The organism is Massilia soli, from assembly GCF_016809835.1.
GTDB lineage: Bacteria > Pseudomonadota > Gammaproteobacteria > Burkholderiales > Burkholderiaceae_D > Telluria_A > Telluria_A soli.
The window spans coordinates 234,473-254,123 of sequence record NZ_JAFBIL020000008.1; the positions used below are offsets into that span (position 1 = coordinate 234,473).

A 19,651-nucleotide genomic window follows, 5' to 3' on the forward strand; every position below is an offset into this window, starting at 1 on the left:
GCGCGCTTAGAAAATGATGGTCGCCATCACCGTATCCTTGTAGTCTCCCGGCGCCGGCGTCGCCTGCGCGGGCACCCTCCCATACAATGTAATCGTCTGCAACGCACCGCTGCCGGTCCCGGCAAGCGTCGCGGTGCCGTTGCTGCCATCGCCCCAGGGCGCGCCGTCGAGCGTCGCCGAGATCTGATAGCCGATGGTGGCCGCGCTGGCGCCATGTTTCATGCGCCGCGCCGCGGGATTGTTGGCGACGCTGCCGCCGCTGAGCGCGATGCGGTACGGGTTATCCTTGGTGCACTGTACCCGCATCGCCGCCGTCGTGCGCACGTCGCTGCGCAGCAGGCCCTGGGTGCCGAACGCCAGCGCATCGGTATTGATCATGCAGTTGTTGCTGACGGTCGCGCGCGCGGCGAACGCGAACGCGGCGCTGTTGCCGCTGCTGGCGCAAGGCTGCGCGACCAGACCATAAAACGAGTAGTTGATGCTGCCGTTCAGGTTGGCGGTGTACAGCGTATCGCCGCCGCTCGTGGTGGCGGCCGCTTCGATGGCCGAAGCCGGCACTTTCCCGTACACCGCAATGGTGCGCGTCATCGTGCCGAGCGCGATCAGGCCGCCGAAGCTGGTAGAGATCGGCGTCGGCGACGATGGCACTGCCGGGCTGCCCCACAGCGCCGCCGGCGCATACGAACTGTCGCGGTACAGGCCGAACGCGATGGTGTTGCTGCCATGGTTCAAGGTGCGCACACTGGTATTGAAATTGGCGCAGATTGCAACGTTCGGAAACAGCAGCAACGGAGGAATTCCGGTCAGCAGGGTCCAGCTGCAGGTGATCGTCAGGGTCCCGGTGGCATAGGCGTCGGCCGCGCCGACGGTGCTGTGGACGCCGAAGTCGACGTCGGTCATCGTGGCCGTACAGCTGTCGGCGCGGGCGGCGGCGTGCATGCCCAGGAGGGCCAGCGCCAGCAACAGCATCCGCACGGTGTTCATGGCGTTCCGTTCACGGCCTTGCATGCCAGGGGCCCGATCACCGGCAAGCTGCCGTCGGCCGGGCGCTTGAAACCGAAGCGCACTTCACAGGCGCCGTCGGCCGAGCGCAGCGTGTTGTCCGCGGCCAGGTCGTCGACGAAAGCGATGCCATCGTAGCCAGCGAGCACGGTCGCGCCGCTGGCCATATTCCTGAACAGCGTTCCCGCCGCCACCGGTTTGCCGTCGGCGCCATGCAACACGACCGAGGCCGCCGAATATCGCTCCACCGTGAAGCGCGAGACCACGCCGGCCATTTGCTGCGGCACCACCTGCATGCTGGTGTTGGCGATGCGCGCATCGGGCGGCAGCGCACTGGTATCGATCGAAATCAGGTTATTGGCATACGGTACCAGATTGGGCACCAGCAAGTGGCCGCGCGCATCGGTACGGCCAATCCGGCGGTTTTCATGCACCACGGGCAGGTCCGCCACGCCGGTGGCCACCATCGCAAAGCTGCTCCCGACCTGGCGCGCGGCCGACAGTGCGCCATCCATGTACACCAGGGAACCGTTGACGTTGGCCGCCGTGCTGCGCAGCTCGCCCGTGCGCTGGGTGAACAAGGTGGCATGGCCGCCACTGCCCAGGTACTGCAGCTGCGCCTGGTCGAAGTCCTGGCCGCCGATATCGCCTTTCTGCAAGGTCCAGCCGAAACCGCCGCCGAAGTCGGGCGCCCGCGACATGCTGAACTGCCGGTTGTCGGCGCCGTTCTGGCGCCCCTTGCCCACGGTGCCGGCGATGCGGTTGCCCAGTGCGATGCTCAGCGTGGCCGATACGCCGCGCACGCTGCGGTCATGCTGGTCGCGAAAGCCACTGACGGTGACGTACACGCCGCTGCGCAGCGCCACGGCGTAGGACGCGGCCACGACGTTGGCCGCCGGCTGCATCGGGCTCTGGTACGACAGCCAGCTGAGGCCGACGCTTTGCCCCAGCGGCAGCGTCGCATTGATGCTGGCGCGGTCGCTGACCCTGGCCACCGGCGTGCCTTCGCCGGTGCCGAGGTCGGCGTAACGGCGCGATGCGCGCTGCGATTGCAGGTCGATGCTGAAGCGCGGCGCGATGTACTGGTAGCCGATGCTGCCCTGCGCGCCATCGCCGCGCCCGCCGCTTGCAGCCGCCGCGGCGTTGACAACCCCGAACTGCCCGATGCGCCACAGCAGCGCGGCGCCGCCATTGACGAGGCCGCGCCCGGCCTCGCCATGCGCCTCGACCGTCAGGTTGGGACCAATCCCATAGCGCCACGAACCCGACGCGGCCGGGCTGCTGGCGTAGTTGAACGACCGGGTGCTCCAGTCGCGCCGCACCGCGCCGAGCTCGACGGAATAGTCCGACAGTCCGGTCGCCAGCATCCGGCTGTCGACGTACAGCGGCAGCGACGACGACACCGAGCGTCCGAGCGCATCGCGCGTGATGATGGTGGCCTGCCCCGCGCCATTGATTCCGGCCACCTGGTTGACCACGAACGGGCCGCTCGGTACGTCAGCGGCAAACTGCTGCACGCCATTGACGAACAGGCTCACCGAACTGGGCACGACCGCGGAACCAGCCAGCGCCGCTACCGGATAGGTCAGCAGATCAGGGCGCAAGGCGAAATTGCGCCGCCACTGGACGCCGCCCATGCGCAGCGCGCGCGTCCAGCCCAGTGACGAACTGACGATATCGCCAATCTGCGTCGATTCAAGCGTCAGCGGGTTGGAACGCTGCCAGTAGGTATTGTAGCGGATGAAGTGGCGGCCCAGGCCGCGCAAGGTCGCCGTTCCGGTACTGCTGAACACGCCTTGCGGGGTGAAGTAGCGCAGCTCGGTGAATGCGGCGGTGCGCCCGGCGCTGCCGCCGATTTGCGAATACAGGTCGTAATGCAGCAGGAATCCGGGCGACGCTACCCCTTCCGCCACCGTGCGCGTCGCGCGCGCGGCGAGCGCCAGCGGCTGGCGCAGTGCGTCGCTTACCTGAAGCACCAGCACCTGGGTCGCCGCATCGTAGGCGACGCTCAAGCCGTGCGCGTCGGCCAGGTCGAATTCTTCGCCGCTGATGCCGAAAGCTGCCGGATTCAGGTCCAGCTCGCGCAGGTTTTGCGCGCTGCTGCGCAAGCCGCGCGCACCTTCGGAAAACTGCAGGATCTTGCCGGTCGCCTTGCCGTTCAGGGTGACCTCCAGATACAGCTCGGCCGCATCGCAGTGCGCGGCAACAGCCATGCACATCACCGGCAAGAGCAGGAAGCGCGCGGCGTTCACTGCTTGGCGACTGCGCTGGTCGCTTTGGCGTTGACATTCGACTCGATGACGACAGCGCCCGACAGGTCGGCCGTTTTATCGACGGCGAGCCGCCACTCGCGCGTGCGGCCGGCGAGCGCGTAGCCGAGCAGGCCCTTGCTCACTTCGAACTCCTTGCCGGCGACCGAGCGCAAACGGGTGGCGCCGATCTGCGCATGCAGGCTGCCGGCGTTATGCACGCTCAGCATCCATTCGCCTTGCTTGCGCAACACCGACCACTGCAGCTGCGGTGCCGCGCGTTCGTCGGCCGGGAAAATAAACACGGGAACCGAGTAGCGCAGCCGGATGTCGACACCGGTGGCCGGGCCGTCGTCGCGTGGAATCTCGTCGATCAGGATACGGTAGCTCTGCTCGATGCTGGCGGCGGCAGCGCCGCGCTGGATCAGGCGGATCGTCTGCGTGCTCTTGGCGGGGATCTGGATGATCGGCGGGCTCGCAACGACCTGGTCGGTCGGGGTCAGCACATCGTCGCCGTCGCGCTGGTCCCACAGGTAAACCCGGACCTGGCCATACACCGGTGCATCGCCGAAGTTCTGCATCGAAATTCCGGCCGCGTTCTGGCCGGCCTTGAAGTTGATCATGACAGGCGAAATCTGCAGGTTCGCGGCCTGGGCGCCGGCGCCAGCCAGCGCAATGGCGAAGAGCAGCAACGTCAGTATTCGCCTCATGCCAGCCTCTTAGAAGTAAACCGTCGCAGTGATTGTCGACTTGTAGCTATCCGGCGCCGGCGTATTCTGCGCCGGTATCTCGCCGTACACCGTCAAAGTCTGCTGGGTGCCATTGCCGGTGCCTGCCATGGTGTTGGTTCCCTGGGTGTTGCCCCACGGCGTGGAACCGGCTGCCTGGTACAGATTGAACTGCACGACGCCCGTGTTGGCGCCAGTACCGCTCATGTAGCGCGTGGTGCCGGACGAGCCGCTACCAGTTCCGGCGTTCAAGCCAATATTGTAAGCGGTCGTGTTGGTGCACGTGACGTTGATGCTCGACTGCGCGTTCACCGTGGTCGCCAGGACGCCCTGGCTCTGGCCGAAATCCATCCCATTGGTGCCGATCGTGCAATCGGCGACGATGCGCATCGTCACATCGAAGGTCGACGATTTACTGCCGTTGCTGTACACGGCCGCGCTGCCAAGGACCGGCATCAGGAGTACCGCAGCGAATACGACGGCGTGGCGCTTTGCTCTTGCTTTCAACATGATGATTCCTCGCAGATGATGTCAAATGGAACATTTATTTCCCTGCTCCAACATGGTGTTCATTATCCAGAGGGGTTGGCGGCCAGAGTTTTGCTCAACGTCGGAACAGTTTTGATCGCCGCGGAAATTGGAAGAAAAGCGACAGTTTCCACGTAAAAAATTTGCCGTCGCGCTGAGGGTGTTGATCGGATGGCCGTCCGAAAAAAGCGCACGACCGTACGATTGAGGGCGACCGGTGATATATTTGCCAGCGCTACGCCATTCAGCGTCCAGCTCAATCACACAAAGGAAACGCCATGTTCAATCACATAATGGTCGGCACCAACGACATCCAGCGCTCGCAACGTTTTTATGACGCCGTGCTCGGGATGCTGGGAGCGGGCCAGCCGATCCGCAATGAGGCGCCCAGCGGCCATGTCCGCCTGTTCTATCGCCATGAGGGCAATACCTTCTGCGTCAGCGAGCCGATCAATGGAGAGCAAGCGACACCTGCCAACGGCGGCACCATCGGCTTCAAATGCAGCTCGCCGGAACAAGTGCGGGAATTCCACGATATCGCCGTCCAGCACGGCGGCGTGTCGGTTGAAGGGCCGCCCGGCCCGCGCGACGGCGGCATGGGGACGATTCACCTGGCCTATGTGCGCGACCCGGACGGCAACAAGCTCTGCGCGCTGCACCGCCCGAAATAAACCACGATCTTGCGCACAGGCCGAGCGCCTGCCCATAGGGCCTGCATCAAGCGGCCAACGCCTGCGTCAGGGCGCGCAGGCGGGCGTCGAGCCGCTCCTTCGCGTCCTGCGATCTGGCGCTGCGTAGCGCTATCTCGCCGGTGACTTCGGCCTGATGCAGCAGCGCCCGGCGCTCGGCGCTTCCCCCGCATGCCTGCCCTGCCCTGGCGATCGTGTCCAGGATCTTCAGCAATACCTCCGTGTTGCCCTGCGCACTCTCGGCGACCTGGCTGAAAGCGAGGCTGGCCAGATGCTCGTAATCGATGCCGATGGACAGCACCCGCAAGCTGCCGTGCTCGTCGTAGCGGTGGCGCGGCGTCAGGTCGCGCCGCCCGCAGTACGCCAGGATGACTCCCATGTGATCCAGGCAGGTCACCGCGGTGGTGCTGTCGTTGATTCCCGGCGACAGCGCTTTCAGGGCCATGTCGACCAGCTGGCGAACCCCGAAGGCGGGATCCTGGTCGAGGGTGCGGAAGGCGTCGATACCAAAGGCGCGGTTCAGCGCGTCGATCATCTGCTCATCCGGGGGCAGCCGCATGGCCACCGAGGCCAGCGTCGCGTCCTGGCCGACAAATTGGCCGGGCCTGTGCTCGATGCGGACGATCGCGTCATGCCGGCACGCCCACGCCAGCAATTGCTCTTCCGCGACCGTCTGGATGGTTCCCCACTGCCGCGCGGGCACGGCGTGCCAGGCCAGGCCGGCCGGAGCGCTAGCCGTCCTGGGCACTCCGCCGGCGCTATCGCCATCGCCGGGAAAATATTTGTCGATCATGCGCAAGGTTTCTTGCGTGATCGCCTGGGCCATCTCGGCTGCCTGGATGGTCGATGAAATGTGGTGGATGAAGAAAATGAAGGCCGCGCTCCCCAGCACGGACAACAGCACCGATCCCAGCACGGCGAAGGCGGGAACGAACGGCACGGGCTGCTCGCTGACGGCGCGCAGCACCAGCAGGCAATACAGGAAAATGCCGACGAATATCCCCAGCACCGCCTGGTTGCCCTTGTCGCGCATGAAATTGCGCATCACCCGCGGCGTGTACTGGGCCGATGCCAGGGTCAGGGCCACCATCGTAATCGAGAACGTGACGCCGGCAATGGTCGCCATGACGCCCGCAATGGTCGAAAGAATGCCGCGCGCTCCGTCGGCTTCCGTCGTGAACAGCCGCGGCCAGCGCTGCTGCGCAACGCCGTCGACATGCCGGTCGAGTTCCACCAGGCCAAACGCCAGCAGCATCAGGCTTGCAATGATGAGTGCAGGCACGAACCATAAACTGGAGTGGATCTGCAACCAGAGTTGCTTGAAGCTACGACTTCCTGAGGCACCGTGCATCGGGGAACACCTTTCGATGAATAGCGAATATGGGACCACTCTATCGCAAGCGGTGCTCATCGATCTGTGCGTTAAGGCACCGCTGGCTGTTGCGCCGTGTCGCACCTGCCAGCGTGCCGCGCGTGCCGGTCACTTCTTCACGAATGCGTCCACCGCCGCACGGCCAACGGCCGGGTCGTCGGTAAAGAATCCGTCGATCCCGGCGTTCAGGTAAGCGAGGATCTCGGCGCCCGAATTGCCGCGCTGGCTAGGCGACGTCGCGGGCGCCGCGCGCAGGCTCGCCGGCAGGAACGGATTTTCGGGGCGCAGGGTCCAGGTGTGGACCTTCAAGCCAGCCGCGCGCGCGTTCGTGACGAACTGCGTCGGCGCGCCCAGCTCATTGGCGCCGGTGCGCGGGATGATGATTTCCTTGTACGGCGACACGACATCCGCATAGGCGGCGATTTCCCGCAATCCGTTGGCGGTGATCAGGTCGGCGTAGGTGCGGCCCGTCTTTGCAGCAACGAAGTCGTACGGCGCATTGGCCGGACTGTCGACCAGCTGCACCAGGCGAATCGCCGTCATGCCGCGCAGCTCCTTCAGGTTGGCCGTCTCGAACGACTGGATGAACACGGCCGCATCCTTGCCGCGGTAGCCGTTGGCCGCCAGCAGGTCGACCAGGCGCTTCTCCATCGGCAGCCCGATCGCCTTGAAATAGCTCGGATGCTTGGTCTCCGGGTACAGGCCGATCACCTTGTTGCGCGCCTGGCCTTCGCGCTTGACCAGGTCGATGATCTCTTGCAGCGTCGGGATCTCGAACTGGTCGTTGTAGGCGACGTTGCCCGGACGATTGGCCGGAATGCGCTCGCGCGCGCGCAGGGTTTTCAGCTCGGCCAGCGTGAAGTCTTCGGTGAACCAGCCGGTGACCGCCACGCCGTCGATAACCTTGCTTGCCTTGCGCGCGGCGAACTGCGACAGCGTCGCCACATTCGTGGTCCCGGAAATCTCGTTTTCGTGGCGCGCTACCAGCACGCCATCCCTGGTCGATACCAGGTCGGGTTCGATGACGTCGGCGCCGTCCTCGATGGCCTTCTGGTAAGCGGCAAGCGTGTGCTCGGGGCGCAGCGCCGAGGCGCCGCGGTGGCCGGTCACGGTCGGCGTTGGCGGCCAGGCGGCGCCAGGGTTCTGCAGGTCGGGGCCGCCGTCGCTGCCGCAGCCCGTCGCAAGGACGGCTGCCGCGGCAATGGCGATCAGGGAAGCGAAGCGGGATGGGAACGGCAGGACGCGTCGTTGCACGGTGAACTCCAGGTTGTTGAACGTGCGTCGAGCTTAACAAGCTGATATGACGATCCTGTGACGCCCCGGTGCAAGCGCGTCAGGCCCGCTGTGGAGCCGGCGCCCTCGCCCTTCCCTAGCCTTGACTGGCCGAGGCCACGGCGCCGACATACACCGCGCGGAAGTCGTTCACATTGGTCAGGGTCGGTCCGCAAATGACGGAGTCGCCCAGCGCCTGGAAAAACCCGTGGCCATCGTTGTTGGCAAGACTGTCGCGCGGGCGGATGCCGTGCGCCCAGGCCCGTTCGAGCGAATCGGGCGCCAGCAAGGCGCCGGCGATCTCTTCCTGGCCGTCGACTCCGTCGGTATCGCAGGCGATCGCATGGATGCCCGCATGGCCATCGAGCGCCACGCCGAGCGCCAGCAGGAACTCGACGTTGCGCCCGCCGCGGCCGTCGCCGCGGATCGTCACCGTCGTCTCGCCGCCGGACAACAACACGCATGGCGCCTCGAATGGCTGGCCGAAACGCGCCACCTGGCGTGCGATGCCGGCCATGACAGTGCCGACCTCGCGCGCCTCGCCTTCGATGCTGTCGCCAAGGATATGGGCCGGCACGCCAGCCTCGCGCGCCACCGCCGCTGCCGCTTCCAGCGCCATCTGCGGGGTGGCGATCATGCGCGTCTCGCTGTTGGCGAGGCGCGCGTCGCCCGGCTTGATGCTCTCGCCGGCGCCGCTCTCGAGCAGCGCGCGCGCTGGCGGCGGCACGTCGATCGCGTAGCGCCGCAGGATCGCCAGCGCATCGGCGCAGGTGGTCGGGTCGGCGCAGGTCGGTCCGCTGGCGATATTGATCGGGTCGTCGCCCGGCACGTCGGAGATGGCCAGCGTCACCAGCCGCGCCGGGAAGCACGCCGCGGCCAGGCGTCCGCCCTTGATCGCCGACAGGTGGCGGCGCACGCAGTTCATCTCGCTGATGGTCGCGCCGCTTTTGAGCAGGTCGCGGTTGAGCGCCTGCTTGTCGGCCAGGCTGAGGCCATCGGCGGGCAACGGCAGCAAGGATGAACCGCCGCCCGAGATCAGGCAAATCACCAGGTCATCCGCATTCAGGCCCTGCACCAGCGCGAGGATGCGCCGCGCCGCCTCCAGTCCGGCCTGGTCTGGCACCGGATGGGCAGCCTCGATAATCTCGATGCGCTCGCACGGCACCTTGTAGCCGTAACGCGTGACCACCAGGCCGCTCAGCGGCCCGGGCCAGTGCTGCTCGACCACCCTGGCCATTTCCGCCGATGCCTTGCCCGCACCGATGACCAAGGTGCGGCCGGCCGGCGCCGGCGGCAGGTGAGCTGGCAGGCAGTGGCGCGGCTGGGCGGCATCCACGGCGGCGGCGAACATTTTCTGCAACAGCTCTTCTGGCGACATGAAGGTTCCTTGAATGAACAGCGTGTCTGTCAAGTATATGCGAACCGCCGCAGCGCCCCTTCAAATACATTCGGTGAATGACTGGTATCGAAAGATCGAATTGGATTTATTTCTCATCGGGGCCGATACTCGAATCAATCCACTTGTTCACGAAAGCGCCCAATGACCACTACCACCTTCTCCCTCGTTTCGGAAAATGCGTTCCTGTCGTCGCTGGCTCGCTCTGTTGTACGTTTGTTCACGCCCGCTGCCGCGAACGGTCCTGGCGTGATGAGCCTGTACCGCATGGTCGGCTCGGGCGACACGGTCCGTGCCGAAGCCATTGAGGCGCTTGCCCGGATGGCGAAATAAGCCGGTCCCCGCGCATTGTGAAATAATCCGGGTTTCCGGCTGCGCCAGCGCAGCGCGAACCTGGAGCCCCAATGAGTTACGACCTGATGGTTTTTGCGCCGGAGGCCGCGCCGCACAAGCGTGACGCCTTCCTCGACTGGTACGACCAGCAAACCGAGTGGCACGACGACCAGGACTACGACGACCCTGCCATCGCCACCGCGGCTCTACAGGCATTCTTCGCCGAGCTGTCGGCCGAGTTCGCGCCCGCCGAAGGCGACGGCGACACCGGCACCGACTATACGATCGGCCCGTCCCTGATCTACTTGTCCTTCCTCGACTGGGACAAGATCGACCGCGCCCACGAAGCGGTATTCAGCCTGGCCGGCAAACACGGCCTCGGTTTCTTCGATGTCAGTTCCGACCTTGCCGAAGCATGGCTGCCGGACAAAAAAGGCGGCCTGCGCGTCGCCCATTCGGACTAAGGCTCTGACATGCAAAAACTGATCTCGGAACTGAGCCGGCTGTACCTGCCGGCAGGCGCCGTGGCGCCCGACGCGCTGGCCGAGCACATGCTCGGCAAGACCACGCTGGCCGTCCCGCTGGTGTCGGACAGCGGCATGACGCGCGCCCTCATGATCCCGTTCCGCAAAGCGAAAAACGGCGGCGACGAGGCCCGCCACTGGACCCAGCTATGCGCGCTAGCCAATGCCTTGCAGGCCGACCTTGGGCTGCCGGCGCCCGCTGTCAGCATCTCTGGCGCGGATGGCTACGGCTTGTGGCTGTCGTTCGCGGATCCGGTGCCGGCCAGCGCGGCGCAGCAATTCCTGGCGCTGCTGGGCCAGGCCTACTTTCCCGACACCGCGGTCGACCCCGCTGCGGTCAACGCCCCGGTGGAGCTACCGCCGTGCCTGAACCAGGCCAGCGGCAAGTGGGCGGCGTTCATCCATCCGGGAATGGGAGCGTCGTTTGCCGATGAATCCGGGCTCGAGATGGCGCCGCCGATGGCAGGCCAGCTGGCCTTCCTGGAAGGCCTGCACAGCATTAGCGAGGATCAGTTCCGCCATGCGCTCGCTGTGCTCCAGCCGCCGCACAGCCCTGCGCCCGCGCCGCGCGCGCATCCCGCCGCGGCGGCCGAGGGCTTGCTGCTGAAAGACGCGACGCTGGAAGACATTGTCCGCTTCCTGCACTCAAAGAAGATCGAACCGACCTTCAGGCACCTTATCTAGCGGCGGCAGTGCCGATCGGCGTCAGCACCGAGATCTGGTCCGGCGCGCTGCTCAGGTCGGCCGGGCAGACCAGAACTGGTGGTCAGTTCAACCGGCTCGCCGAGCCTGAGGGAGGCAGGCGGTTGCCTGCCTGGCCCGGAAGCGCCGCGGTACAGCGCAGAAACCCGGAAACGCAGGCGACAGCAAGCCCGTGCCCAGCGAGGAGCATGTCGTCGCTTGGCGAACGAAAGACTGTTTCATCGGGGGTGTGCGTCAAAGGCGTTTGATCCACTATAACGTCATTGATGGTGTTCACCCTGCACGGCCGCGTTCAGGTAACATCCGTTAGAGGCGAGCTCGGCAGATCGTAGCCGCCGCCCTTTTTTCAACTTGTTGGCGCCCATGAACCACATTGCCGCCCTGTGCCTGCTTGTTGTCCTGCTCGGGGGCTGCGTCGGCCTGCCGCCGCAAGACGGCCGCGCCGTGTCGAGCGCCGACCTGGACACCGGCGCCACCCTGCTCGGGCGCGCGGTCGCGCCGCTGGCTGCGGCAAACCCGGGAAAGTCCGGCATTTTTCCGCTGGCCGACGCCCACAACGCATTTGCCGCACGGGCTGCGCTGGCGCGCGCCGCCGAGCGTACCCTCGATATTCAATACTACATCTGGCGCAACGACATGACCGGATCGCTGCTGTTCGGCGCATTGCGCCGGGCGGCCGATCGCGGCGTCAGGGTCAGGCTGCTTCTCGACGACAACAATACATCGGGACTTGACGCGACGCTGGCGGCGCTGGACGCGCATCGCAACATCGAGGTGCGCCTGTTCAATCCGTTTGTTGTGCGCAGCATGCGCGTGCACGGTTTCCTGACCGATTTTGGCCGCGCCAACCGGCGCATGCACAACAAGTCATTCACCGCCGACAGCCAGGCCACGGTAGTGGGCGGCCGCAATATCGGCGACGCCTACTTCGGCGCCGATGGCCACATGCTGTTTGCCGATCTGGACGTGATGGCGGTCGGGCCCGTGGTCACCGAGGTCGCCAGGGATTTTGACCGCTACTGGAACAGCCATTCATCCTACGGCGTCGGCCAGTTGCTGCCGCCGGCAAGCCAGCAATCGATCGACCAGCTGGCGGCCGCCGCCGGCGCGCTCGAACGCAGCGACCCGGCGCTCGGCTATGTCCGCACCATCGGCGACGCCGCGTTCTTCAACGATCTGGCCGCGGGAAAGCTGGCGTTCGAATGGGCGGTCACGCGCATGGTCAGCGACGACCCCGCCAAGGGGCTGGGCAAGGCCAGGCCCGGCACGCTTATCCTGGACAAGATCCGCGAGACGATGGGCCAGCCGGTGGCCGAACTGAACCTGATATCGCCCTACTTCGTGCCGACCGGCGCGGGTGTCGAGGCATTTGAGGCGATGGCCGGCAAAGGCGTCCGGATCCGCGTGCTGACCAATGCGCTGGAAGCGACCGACGTCGCCGCCGTACATTCGGGCTACGCCAAATACCGCAAGCGCCTGCTTGAGGCGGGCGTGGCGCTGTACGAACTGCGGCGCTTGTCGCCCAACGCCCCGGCGCGGCCAGGCATCGGGGCATCGGGAAGTTCCGCCTCCAGCTTGCACAGCAAAACCTTTGCCATCGACCGCACGCGGGTCTTTGTCGGGTCCTTCAATTTCGATCCGCGCTCGGCGAGGCTGAACACGGAAATGGGATTTGTCATTGACAGCCCAGGCATGGCGGGCCGCATCGCCGGGGCGTTCGACGAGCGCATCCCGGCTGCCGCTTACGAGGTCCGGCTCGCCGCGGACGGCAAGCTGTACTGGCAGGAACGGCGCGGGCAGACCAGCGTGCGCCACGCTGTCGAACCTGGCACCAGCTTCGGCCAGCGCGCCGCCGTCTGGTTCCTGTCGCTCTTGCCGATCGACTGGCTGCTGTAGCCCTAGCTGCCCATTTCCAGGTCAAACGCGGCAACGCCCTCCACTCCGCCATGCACGCGGTCGCCGCGCTGCAGCGCCGCCACGCCGGCCGGCGTGCCCGAATAAATCAGGTCGCCCGGCGCCAGCGTGACGAAGCGCGAAATGTGGCTGATGACGTCTGCCACCGGCCAGATCATTTCTTGCAAGCTGCCCTGCTGGCGCAGCACGCCGTTTACCGTCAGCGTGATGCGCGCGTGCGCCGGATGCCCGGTTTCGCTCACCGGGTGCAAGGCGCTGCACGGGGCCGATGCATCGAAACCCTTGGCGAAGTCCCACGGACGGCTCAGTTCCTTGGCGATGGCCTGCAAGTCGCGCCGGGTCAGGTCCAGGCCGACGCCGTAGCCCCACACCAGCGCCAGCGCGTCCGCTGGGGCGATATCGGCGCCGCCGCCGCTCAGGGCGACCACCAGCTCGACTTCATGGTGCAGGTCGCCGGTGGCGGGCGGGAATGGGATCACGCCCTGCGCATCGACGACCGCGTCGGCCGGTTTCATGAAAAAGAATGGCGGCTCGCGCGACGGGTCGGCGCCCATCTCGCGGGCATGCGCCGCATAGTTGCGGCCGACGCAGAACACGCGGCGCACTGGAAAGCGCGCGCTGCTGCCGGCCACGGCCACGGAAGGCGTGGCCGGCGGAGTGATGACGAAGTCAGACATATCGATCCCGTAAAGTTGAGCGAACATTGTAGCGCCGCTGGCGTTTGCGGAAGAAATCGCTTGACTTCCAAATATGATGATCATGATATGACACTCATCATAAAGCAGCAGGTGATGCAATGAACACCGATCTCAAGTCGAACCGCAGGCAACTTTCACACGAGCGCATTCTCGATGCGGCGGCGCGCGCCGTGCGCAAGCATGGCTACAGCGGCGTCGGGGTCGCCGATGTGATGAAGGAAGCTGGCCTGACGCACGGCGGTTTTTATGCCCACTTCACATCGCGCGACGCCCTGCTGGCCGCTGCCGTCGAACATGCCGGTAACGACAGTGCCGGCTTCATCGCCAGGCGCATCGCCGCACGGGTCGAGGGCGGCGCCAGTCCCGTGCGCGCCCTGGTCGAATCGTATCTCGCCGACATTCACGTCAGTGCAGCCGAGCATGGCTGCCCGGTCGCCGCGCTGGGTTCCGAGATGCCGCGCCAGGCCGACGGCGTGCGCGGGGCATCGCGCCGCCGGGTGGACGCGCTGATCGAGATGGCGCGCCAGGCGTTGCCGCCCGGCAGCCCGGCGCATTACCCGTTCGCGCTGGCCAGCAGCCTGGTCGGCGCAGTGCAGATGGCGCGCGCGCTGGGCGACCTCGGACGCGAAATGCTCGACGCGACCGGCGAAACGCTGATCGCCCAATACGACCGCGCTGCTTAAACGCTTCCCGGCCGCAGCTTCGACGCGGCCTTTTTTGCACCTTAAATATGATGCTCGTCATATTTTAATCGACGTCTCTTAACCGAAAAGGAATCACCATGAAACTCAAGGACAGCACAGTGTTCGTTACCGGCGCCAACCGCGGACTCGGCCTCGAATTTGCCCGCCAGGCCCTGGCCCGCGGCGCCCGCAAGGTCTACGCCGGCGCCCGCGATCCGTCAACCGTCACCCTGCCGGGTGTCATTCCGGTCCAGCTCGACGTCAACGATCCCGCGCAGGTTGCCGCTGCCGCCGCCGCATGCGGCGACGTGACGCTGGTGATCAACAACGCCGGCATCGTCACGCTTAAAGGCGTGCTTGACGAGGACAGCGTCGCGGCGACCCAGCGTTTGATGGAGACCAACCTGTACGGCGTGATGCGGGTGAGCCAGGCGTTCGCGCCGGTGCTGGGCAACAATGGCGGCGGCGGCATGCTCAACGTGCTGTCGGTATCGAGCTGGTTGAGCGCGCCGGTGCTGGCCGCCTATTCGATCACCAAGGCGGCCGCGTGGAGCCTGACCAACGCGCTGCGCAACGAAATGCGCGAACAGCAAACCCAGGTGCTCGGCCTGCACGTCGGCTTCATCGACACCGACATGACGAAGGGCTTCGACGCTGACAAGATGACGCCTGAATTTGTTGTCGCGCGTACCTTCGACGCGTTTGAAGCCGGCGCCAGCGAAGTATCGGTCGGCGACTGGACCCAGGAAATCAAGCGCGGCTTGTCCGACGAGCCTGGCGTGTACATCGACTACCAGCGCTGATTCCCTACCCTCGACGGAGCACGCCATGACATCCCCCTCGCTCGCACCGGCCGCGCCAGCCGCGCTGCCGTCGGTCCAGGCCTCGCCCTGGCCGACATTCTGGATCGCCTGTATCGCGGTGTTCCTGGTCTCGATCGACAGCACCGTGCTGTTCGCCGCTTTCGGCGCGCTGCAGCAGGCTTTCCCCGACGCCACCCCGGCCGACCTGTCATGGGTGCTCAACGCCTATACCGTGGTCTATGCGACGATGCTGATCCCGGCCGGCGGGCTGGCCGATGCGCACGGCCGCAAGCGGGTGTTCCTGGCCGGTGTCGCGCTGTTCCTCGCTGCCTCGGCAGCATGCGGCATGGCCGGCAGCGTCGGCCTGCTGATCGCCGCGCGGGTGGTGCAGGCGCTCGGTGCCGCCCTGCTCACGCCGGCATCGCTGTCGATCATCCTCGACGCGTTCCCGGAAGACAAGCGCACGGTGGCGGTCAGTTTGTGGGGCGCGGTGGGCGGACTGGCCGCGGCAATTGGCCCGAGCCTTGGCAGCAGCATCGTCGACTACCTCGGCTGGCCGTGGGCGTTCTACATCAACATTCCGCTCGGCGCAGTGTCGCTGTGGTTCGGTGCGGCCCGGCTGCGCGAAGCGAAGACCGCCGCACTCAAGGCGCGGATCGACGTGGTGGGCATGCTGCTGCTGATTGCCGCCGTCGGCGCCGCGGCGATGGCGATCACCCAGCTGGAGTCGGCGCACTGGAGCCGGCTGGAGCTGGCCGCGCTTGGCGGCGCCAGCGTGACCGCTCTCGGCGCCTTCATCGCCTGGGCGCGCAATGCGGCGGCGCCACTGGTCGACCTGAGCCTGTTCGCCAACCGCAGCTATGGCGCGGTCAACCTGGCCACGCTGGCCTTCGGCACTGCGTTTGCGATGATGTTCTTCGGCTTTTTTGCGTACCTGACCGGCGTCTGGCACTACACCCTGCCTGCCGCCGGCCTGGCGGTCACGCCCGGTCCGCTGATGGTGGTGCCGACGGCGATCATCACCGGCCGCATCGCGGCGCGGATCGGCTACCGGCCGATCCTGGTGACTGGATCGATGGTGTACGCGGCGGCGGGCCTGTGGATGCTGCTGGTACCGGGCAGCGAACCGGCCTACCTGACGCACTGGCTGCCGGGGCTGATCCTGAGCGGCCTGGGAGTGGGTATGGTACTGCCATCGCTATCGGGTGCGGCGGTGGCGGGCTTGCCGCCGGCGCAGTATGCGGTGGGCAGCGCGGTCAACCAGGCCACGCGCCAGCTTGGGTCGGTGATGGGCGTGGCGACTACCGTGCTATTGGTAGGCCAAGCGGCGCTGGCACGCGCCGACTTTTTGCCGCTGTACTGGCTTCAGTTCGTGCTGGCGCTGGTCACGGGCGCGTTGTGCCTGGGCGTCCAGGCGCGCGGCGCCAAGGCTGAATGAACGCGCACGGCTGATGCGGCAGCGCGTCAGAACTCGGCCAGCCGGGCCTGGTCGACAGCGATCAGGCGGTCCAGCCGCACGGTCTCGCCAGTGCTCAATGCGACGAATTCGCTGCCGTCCCGCGCAAATATATCCTTGACGGCGGCGAGGCGTTCCTGCACCCCGCCGCCGTCATCGCGAAACCGGATCTGCACCGGCTTGCGCAGCGTCGCATTGGCCTCGAGCACATCGTGAAACTCGCAGCTGATCGGTTGATATCCGGTCGCGGCCATGGTTGCTTCCTCGTCGTTTCAGGAACTGGCTGTTGGCAGCTTCCAGTCCGGACGGATGAAATGGCAGGTGTATCCGTCAGGGCGGCGCTCCAGATAATTCTGATGCTCCGGCTCGGCCTCCCAGAACGGGCCGGCCGCCGCGATCTCGGTGACGACCTTGCCCGGCCAGAGGCCGGAGGCATCCACATCGCGCACGGTGTTCTCGGCCATGTTCTTCTGCTCGTCGCTGAGATAGAAGATCGCCGAACGATAGCTGGTGCCCATGTCGTTGCCCTGGCGGTTGATCGTCGTCGGATCGTGGATCTGGAAGAAGATCTCCAGGATTTTCCGGTAGCTGATGACCGCCGGGTCGAACACGATCTCGATCCCTTCGGCGTGGGTGCCATGGTTGCGGTAGGTCGCATTGGGCACGTCGCCACCGGTGTAGCCCACCCGGGTGGATAGAATCCCGGGATAGCGCCGCAGCAGATCTTCCATGCCCCAGAAGCAGCCGCCCGCCAGGATGGCAGTCTCAGTTTTCGTCGTCATCGCAGTCCTTTTGATGTATAAATATTCAATTACCGCATACGATTACATCGCATGCGGTAATTGTAGCCCAAAAAAAATCAGGCCGCCGCGGCAGTCGGAAAAGCGCCTGTCATCGCCCGGTCACACCAGCTCAATAGAATCAGCCCGCTTCCATCCTGAACAGGCGCAAATGGGCACGATCAACATCCTCTTCGTCAGTGCCTCCGCCGGCAACGGTCACACGCGCGCCGCTGAAGCATTGCGGGTCCACTCCCGGCACGCCGGCGTCAGCGCCACCCACATCGACATCTTGCAGTTCGTCTCTCCCCTGCTGCGCATGGTTTATACGACCTTGTATGCGTGGCTGGTGAGGCGCGCACCGGCCGTGTGGCGGCAGGTATACCAGTCGACCCACGCCGCCGACAGCGCTGGCCCCCTGCACCTGCTGCGCCGTTGGGCCGAACGCCTCAACAGTACGCGCTTCGAGCGCGAGATCGGGCGCATCGCGCCAGGCGCCATCGTCTGCACCCATTTCCTGGCGGCGGAGCTGCTGTCGCAGCTGACCGCGCGCGGCCGCCTGACATGCCCGGTGTGGGTGCAGGTGACCGATTTCGACCTGCACCGGATCTGGGTGCACGACCATATGGCAGGCTATTTCGTCCCTAACGACGAGGTGGCGTTCCGCCTGCGCGCGCACGGCATTGCGGCGGCGCGCATCCATATCACCGGCATTCCGATCATGCCGGCTTTTTCGGGGCCGCGCGAGCGCCAGCGATGCGCGCGCGAATTGGGTATCCTGCCTTTCCGGATGACGGTCCTGCTGATGGGCGCCGGGCCGGGATTCGGCACGGTGGCATGCATTGCCGAGCGCCTGCTTGGCGCACATGCCGACCTGCAGGTCATCGCACTGGCGGGCCGCGACGAGGCTGCGCTGGCGGCGTTGAAACAGCTCGCCGCGCGCTATCCCGGGCGCCTGTCGCCCCAGCCCCATACCGACACCATCGAGCGCCTGATGGCCTCGGCCGATATCGTGGTCACCAAGCCGGGCGGGTTGACGACCTCCGAAGCGCTCGCGCTTGGCCTGCCGATGATCGTCATCGCACCGATACCGGGGCAGGAAGAACACAACGCCAATTTCCTGCTGGAGCGCGGCGCCGCGTTGAAGGCGTTCGACTTGCTGACGCTGGAATACCGAATCGGCCATCTGCTCGCCCACCCCGCCAGGCTGGCCGAAATGCGCGCCATCGCGCAGGCGCTCGGAAAGCCCGCCGCCGCCAGCGAGGTCCTTGCCACCATCCTCAAGCAGGTCAAATAATGCCCGTGCCGGAACTGACCCAATTCCTGTCGACGCTCGCGTTTGTCGTGGTCCTTGCCTTCGTCTTTGCGAAGGTCGAAATCCAGATCGAAGGCGATGCCGGCTGGGCGGCCAATCTGCCGACCTGGCGCGTGGAAGAGCACTGGCTGCTCACTATTTTCTGGGGCGGTCGCGCGATGACGGGCTATCACGCATGGGTCATGTCGTTTATCGTGCTGGTGTTCCACCTGCCGGCATTGATCGCCTGGCAGTGGTCGCTGCAGCTGGAGGCGCGCATCCTGGCGTCGCTGATGGTGTTCTGGATCGTCGAGGATCTTTTATGGTTCATCCTGAATCCGGCGTTTGGATTGAAACGCTTTCGAGCGGCGCACGTGCCGTGGCATAAGCACTGGGTGCTTGGCGCGCCGGTCGATTACTGGGTGTTCACGGCGCTCAGCTGCCTGCTGTTCGGGTATTCGTACGGCGGCTGGGCGTGGCGATTTTAAGCGCCTGAACGTCGGGCGCCGGAATATCGAACGCGTGCCAGATACGCTGGCGCAGAGCCGCGGGGCTGCGCGAAATTACCTCGTCGGGAATCGCGAACTTCTCCACCAGCCGGTCATGGTCCTCGAACCCGTACGACACCATGAACGGATGCATGCCGCTGCCGATTGCCGCGTGGAAATCCTTGTGTTCGTCGCCGCAGGCATACGCGCGCGCCGGGTTGATCTGGAAGCGTTCGCGAATCAGGCGAAATTGCGCGGTCTTGCCCTCGCTGAGCGGCACATGGTCGAAGAAGTCAAACTGGTCGACGTCGATGCCGTGGCGGGCAAACAGCATCCTCAGGGTGTCCAGCGGTTCGTTGGTGACATTCCGTGTGACCAGGCCGACAACAATATCCGGCGCCGCCAGCAGCGACTGGATCATCTCGGGGATACCCGTATATAGGCGCGCTTCGGTGCGGTAGACATCGGTCAGCGAATCGACGATCTTCTTGCGCGCCTTCTTGCGCAGGTTCTTCTTGATAATCGACGGAAATTCCTTCAAGCCGCCCAGATACTTGAACAGGTGATGGCGCTTCTGGAAGCTCTTTTCCTCCCCCAGGGTCATGCCGTGCTGGGCGAACGCCGCTTCGATCGCAGGATACGCATCGATCGTGGTGCCGTCGGCGTCCAGGATGATCAACTTCTTGGTTTGGTACATGGCTGTCTCCTATGCGCTCTGAGCGAACACGCTCATTCTGGGGA

The 19,651-nt window shown here is 65.6% G+C and carries 21 protein-coding genes and 2 pseudogenes; 11 read left to right on the plus strand and 12 right to left on the minus strand.

Features of this window, described 5'->3' with window-relative positions; all coding sequences use genetic code 11:
* Positions 1-6 precede the first annotated feature (6 nt).
* From I4X03_RS19880 to I4X03_RS19895, 4 genes are read right to left on the minus strand one after another with little or no spacing between them, the layout of a single operon-like run.
* On the minus strand, positions 7-984 hold the full coding sequence (locus I4X03_RS19880; RefSeq protein WP_223469978.1) for a Csu type fimbrial protein: 978 nt from the start codon (positions 982-984) through the stop codon (positions 7-9).
* Complete coding sequence (locus tag I4X03_RS19885; protein WP_223469979.1) at positions 981-3,215, minus strand: fimbria/pilus outer membrane usher protein; 2,235 nt, start codon at positions 3,213-3,215, stop codon at positions 981-983. Before I4X03_RS19885 ends, I4X03_RS19880 begins: the two co-directional genes overlap by 4 nt.
* Positions 3,216-3,250: 35 nt before the next feature.
* Complete coding sequence (locus I4X03_RS19890; RefSeq protein WP_223469980.1) at positions 3,251-3,961, minus strand: fimbrial biogenesis chaperone; 711 nt, start codon at positions 3,959-3,961, stop codon at positions 3,251-3,253.
* Positions 3,962-3,970: 9 nt separating this feature from the next.
* Positions 3,971-4,489: a Csu type fimbrial protein gene (locus I4X03_RS19895; protein WP_223469981.1), complete on the minus strand. Its 519-nt coding sequence runs from the start codon at positions 4,487-4,489 to the stop codon at positions 3,971-3,973.
* Between the two features lie 296 nt (positions 4,490-4,785).
* On the opposite strand from I4X03_RS19895, the gene I4X03_RS19900 reads away from it, so the two are divergent.
* Entirely contained in the window at positions 4,786-5,178 is a 393-nt protein-coding gene (locus I4X03_RS19900) for a VOC family protein (protein ID WP_223469982.1), read from the plus strand.
* 46 nt (positions 5,179-5,224) lie between these two features.
* On the opposite strand, the gene I4X03_RS19905 is transcribed toward I4X03_RS19900, so the two are convergent.
* The 3 genes from I4X03_RS19905 to I4X03_RS19915 form a co-directional block, all read right to left on the minus strand.
* Positions 5,225-6,607, minus strand: a complete 1,383-nt coding sequence (locus I4X03_RS19905; RefSeq protein WP_307735385.1) for a DUF2254 domain-containing protein — start codon at positions 6,605-6,607, stop codon at positions 5,225-5,227.
* 69 nt (positions 6,608-6,676) lie between these two features.
* Positions 6,677-7,822, minus strand: coding sequence for a glycerophosphodiester phosphodiesterase (locus I4X03_RS19910; RefSeq protein WP_223469984.1), 1,146 nt, complete (start codon positions 7,820-7,822; stop codon positions 6,677-6,679).
* Positions 7,823-7,937: 115 nt separating this feature from the next.
* The gene (locus tag I4X03_RS19915) at positions 7,938-9,218 is read right to left on the minus strand and encodes a glycerate kinase type-2 family protein (protein ID WP_223469985.1); all 1,281 of its coding nucleotides are present in this window, start codon (positions 9,216-9,218) and stop codon (positions 7,938-7,940) included.
* 162 nt (positions 9,219-9,380) lie between these two features.
* Between I4X03_RS19915 and I4X03_RS19920 the strand changes: the two genes are divergently transcribed.
* The 4 genes from I4X03_RS19920 to I4X03_RS19935 all read left to right on the plus strand — a co-directional run bounded on the left by I4X03_RS19920 (position 9,381) and on the right by I4X03_RS19935 (position 12,691).
* Positions 9,381-9,569 (plus strand): hypothetical protein, encoded by a 189-nt coding sequence (locus tag I4X03_RS19920; protein ID WP_223469986.1) that lies wholly within the window; start codon positions 9,381-9,383, stop codon positions 9,567-9,569.
* Positions 9,570-9,640: 71 nt separating this feature from the next.
* Complete coding sequence (locus I4X03_RS19925) at positions 9,641-10,033, plus strand: hypothetical protein (RefSeq protein WP_223469987.1); 393 nt, start codon at positions 9,641-9,643, stop codon at positions 10,031-10,033.
* Positions 10,034-10,042: 9 nt separating this feature from the next.
* Positions 10,043-10,777 (plus strand): hypothetical protein, encoded by a 735-nt coding sequence (locus I4X03_RS19930; protein ID WP_223469988.1) that lies wholly within the window; start codon positions 10,043-10,045, stop codon positions 10,775-10,777.
* Positions 10,778-11,158: 381 nt separating this feature from the next.
* Positions 11,159-12,691, plus strand: a complete 1,533-nt coding sequence (locus I4X03_RS19935; RefSeq protein WP_223469989.1) for a phospholipase D family protein — start codon at positions 11,159-11,161, stop codon at positions 12,689-12,691.
* Between the two features lie 2 nt (positions 12,692-12,693).
* Here the strand turns inward: I4X03_RS19935 and I4X03_RS19940 are convergent, their stop codons facing one another.
* The gene (locus I4X03_RS19940) at positions 12,694-13,386 is read right to left on the minus strand and encodes a fumarylacetoacetate hydrolase family protein (protein ID WP_223470084.1); all 693 of its coding nucleotides are present in this window, start codon (positions 13,384-13,386) and stop codon (positions 12,694-12,696) included.
* A 119-nt stretch (positions 13,387-13,505) separates the two neighbouring features.
* Between I4X03_RS19940 and I4X03_RS19945 the strand changes: the two genes are divergently transcribed.
* From I4X03_RS19945 to I4X03_RS19955, 3 genes are all read left to right on the plus strand, one after another.
* A complete protein-coding gene (locus tag I4X03_RS19945; RefSeq protein ID WP_223469990.1) occupies positions 13,506-14,090 on the plus strand; it encodes a TetR/AcrR family transcriptional regulator in 585 nt (194 codons plus the stop codon).
* Positions 14,091-14,188: 98 nt separating this feature from the next.
* Positions 14,189-14,893, plus strand: coding sequence for an SDR family oxidoreductase (locus tag I4X03_RS19950; RefSeq protein ID WP_223469991.1), 705 nt, complete (start codon positions 14,189-14,191; stop codon positions 14,891-14,893).
* 25 nt (positions 14,894-14,918) lie between these two features.
* Positions 14,919-16,331 (plus strand): MFS transporter, encoded by a 1,413-nt coding sequence (locus tag I4X03_RS19955; RefSeq protein ID WP_223469992.1) that lies wholly within the window; start codon positions 14,919-14,921, stop codon positions 16,329-16,331.
* A 26-nt stretch (positions 16,332-16,357) separates the two neighbouring features.
* On the opposite strand, the gene I4X03_RS19960 is transcribed toward I4X03_RS19955, so the two are convergent.
* Positions 16,358-16,603, minus strand: coding sequence for a hypothetical protein (locus tag I4X03_RS19960; RefSeq protein ID WP_223469993.1), 246 nt, complete (start codon positions 16,601-16,603; stop codon positions 16,358-16,360).
* An 18-nt stretch (positions 16,604-16,621) separates the two neighbouring features.
* A complete protein-coding gene (gene msrA / locus I4X03_RS19965; RefSeq protein WP_223469994.1) occupies positions 16,622-17,131 on the minus strand; it encodes a peptide-methionine (S)-S-oxide reductase MsrA in 510 nt (169 codons plus the stop codon).
* A 169-nt stretch (positions 17,132-17,300) separates the two neighbouring features.
* Between msrA and I4X03_RS23360 the strand changes: the two are divergent.
* A pseudogene (locus I4X03_RS23360) lies at positions 17,301-17,837 on the plus strand (MGDG synthase family glycosyltransferase); the annotation flags it as partial.
* A gap of 84 nt (positions 17,838-17,921) precedes the next feature.
* Here the strand turns inward: I4X03_RS23360 and I4X03_RS23365 are convergent.
* Positions 17,922-17,996: pseudogene (locus I4X03_RS23365) on the minus strand (hypothetical protein); the annotation flags it as partial.
* Here I4X03_RS23365 and I4X03_RS23370 point away from each other — a divergent pair.
* A complete protein-coding gene (locus I4X03_RS23370; RefSeq protein ID WP_223470085.1) occupies positions 17,961-18,425 on the plus strand; it encodes a glycosyltransferase in 465 nt (154 codons plus the stop codon). The pseudogene I4X03_RS23365 and the gene I4X03_RS23370 sit on opposite strands and share 36 nt — an antisense overlap.
* Entirely contained in the window at positions 18,425-18,910 is a 486-nt protein-coding gene (locus tag I4X03_RS19985) for a hypothetical protein (RefSeq protein ID WP_223469995.1), read from the plus strand. Before I4X03_RS23370 ends, I4X03_RS19985 begins: the two co-directional genes overlap by 1 nt.
* Here the strand turns inward: I4X03_RS19985 and I4X03_RS19990 are convergent.
* Positions 18,858-19,607, minus strand: a complete 750-nt coding sequence (locus I4X03_RS19990; protein WP_223469996.1) for an HAD family hydrolase — start codon at positions 19,605-19,607, stop codon at positions 18,858-18,860. The genes I4X03_RS19985 and I4X03_RS19990 overlap by 53 nt on opposite strands.
* Positions 19,608-19,651 lie beyond the last annotated feature (44 nt).

Excerpts from the sequence above, each read along its gene's own strand:
- I4X03_RS19880 (WP_223469978.1), bottom strand. The coding sequence starts at position 984 with ATGAACACCGTGCGGATGCTGTTGCTGGCGCTGGCCCTCCTGGGCATG.
- I4X03_RS19885 (WP_223469979.1), bottom strand. The coding sequence starts at position 3,215 with ATGGCTGTTGCCGCGCACTGCGATGCGGCCGAGCTGTATCTGGAGGTC.
- I4X03_RS19890 (WP_223469980.1), bottom strand. The coding sequence starts at position 3,961 with ATGAGGCGAATACTGACGTTGCTGCTCTTCGCCATTGCGCTGGCTGGC.
- I4X03_RS19895 (WP_223469981.1), bottom strand. The coding sequence starts at position 4,489 with ATGTTGAAAGCAAGAGCAAAGCGCCACGCCGTCGTATTCGCTGCGGTA.
- I4X03_RS19900 (WP_223469982.1), top strand. The coding sequence starts at position 4,786 with ATGTTCAATCACATAATGGTCGGCACCAACGACATCCAGCGCTCGCAA.
- I4X03_RS19905 (WP_307735385.1), bottom strand. The coding sequence starts at position 6,607 with ATGAGCACCGCTTGCGATAGAGTGGTCCCATATTCGCTATTCATCGAA.
- I4X03_RS19915 (WP_223469985.1), bottom strand. The coding sequence starts at position 9,218 with ATGTCGCCAGAAGAGCTGTTGCAGAAAATGTTCGCCGCCGCCGTGGAT.
- I4X03_RS19920 (WP_223469986.1), top strand. The coding sequence starts at position 9,381 with ATGACCACTACCACCTTCTCCCTCGTTTCGGAAAATGCGTTCCTGTCG.
- I4X03_RS19925 (WP_223469987.1), top strand. The coding sequence starts at position 9,641 with ATGAGTTACGACCTGATGGTTTTTGCGCCGGAGGCCGCGCCGCACAAG.
- I4X03_RS19930 (WP_223469988.1), top strand. The coding sequence starts at position 10,043 with ATGCAAAAACTGATCTCGGAACTGAGCCGGCTGTACCTGCCGGCAGGC.
- I4X03_RS19935 (WP_223469989.1), top strand. The coding sequence starts at position 11,159 with ATGAACCACATTGCCGCCCTGTGCCTGCTTGTTGTCCTGCTCGGGGGC.
- I4X03_RS19940 (WP_223470084.1), bottom strand. The coding sequence starts at position 13,386 with ATGTCTGACTTCGTCATCACTCCGCCGGCCACGCCTTCCGTGGCCGTG.
- I4X03_RS19945 (WP_223469990.1), top strand. The coding sequence starts at position 13,506 with ATGAACACCGATCTCAAGTCGAACCGCAGGCAACTTTCACACGAGCGC.
- I4X03_RS19950 (WP_223469991.1), top strand. The coding sequence starts at position 14,189 with ATGAAACTCAAGGACAGCACAGTGTTCGTTACCGGCGCCAACCGCGGA.
- I4X03_RS19955 (WP_223469992.1), top strand. The coding sequence starts at position 14,919 with ATGACATCCCCCTCGCTCGCACCGGCCGCGCCAGCCGCGCTGCCGTCG.
- I4X03_RS19960 (WP_223469993.1), bottom strand. The coding sequence starts at position 16,603 with ATGGCCGCGACCGGATATCAACCGATCAGCTGCGAGTTTCACGATGTG.
- msrA (WP_223469994.1), bottom strand. The coding sequence starts at position 17,131 with ATGACGACGAAAACTGAGACTGCCATCCTGGCGGGCGGCTGCTTCTGG.
- I4X03_RS19985 (WP_223469995.1), top strand. The coding sequence starts at position 18,425 with ATGCCCGTGCCGGAACTGACCCAATTCCTGTCGACGCTCGCGTTTGTC.
- I4X03_RS19990 (WP_223469996.1), bottom strand. The coding sequence starts at position 19,607 with ATGTACCAAACCAAGAAGTTGATCATCCTGGACGCCGACGGCACCACG.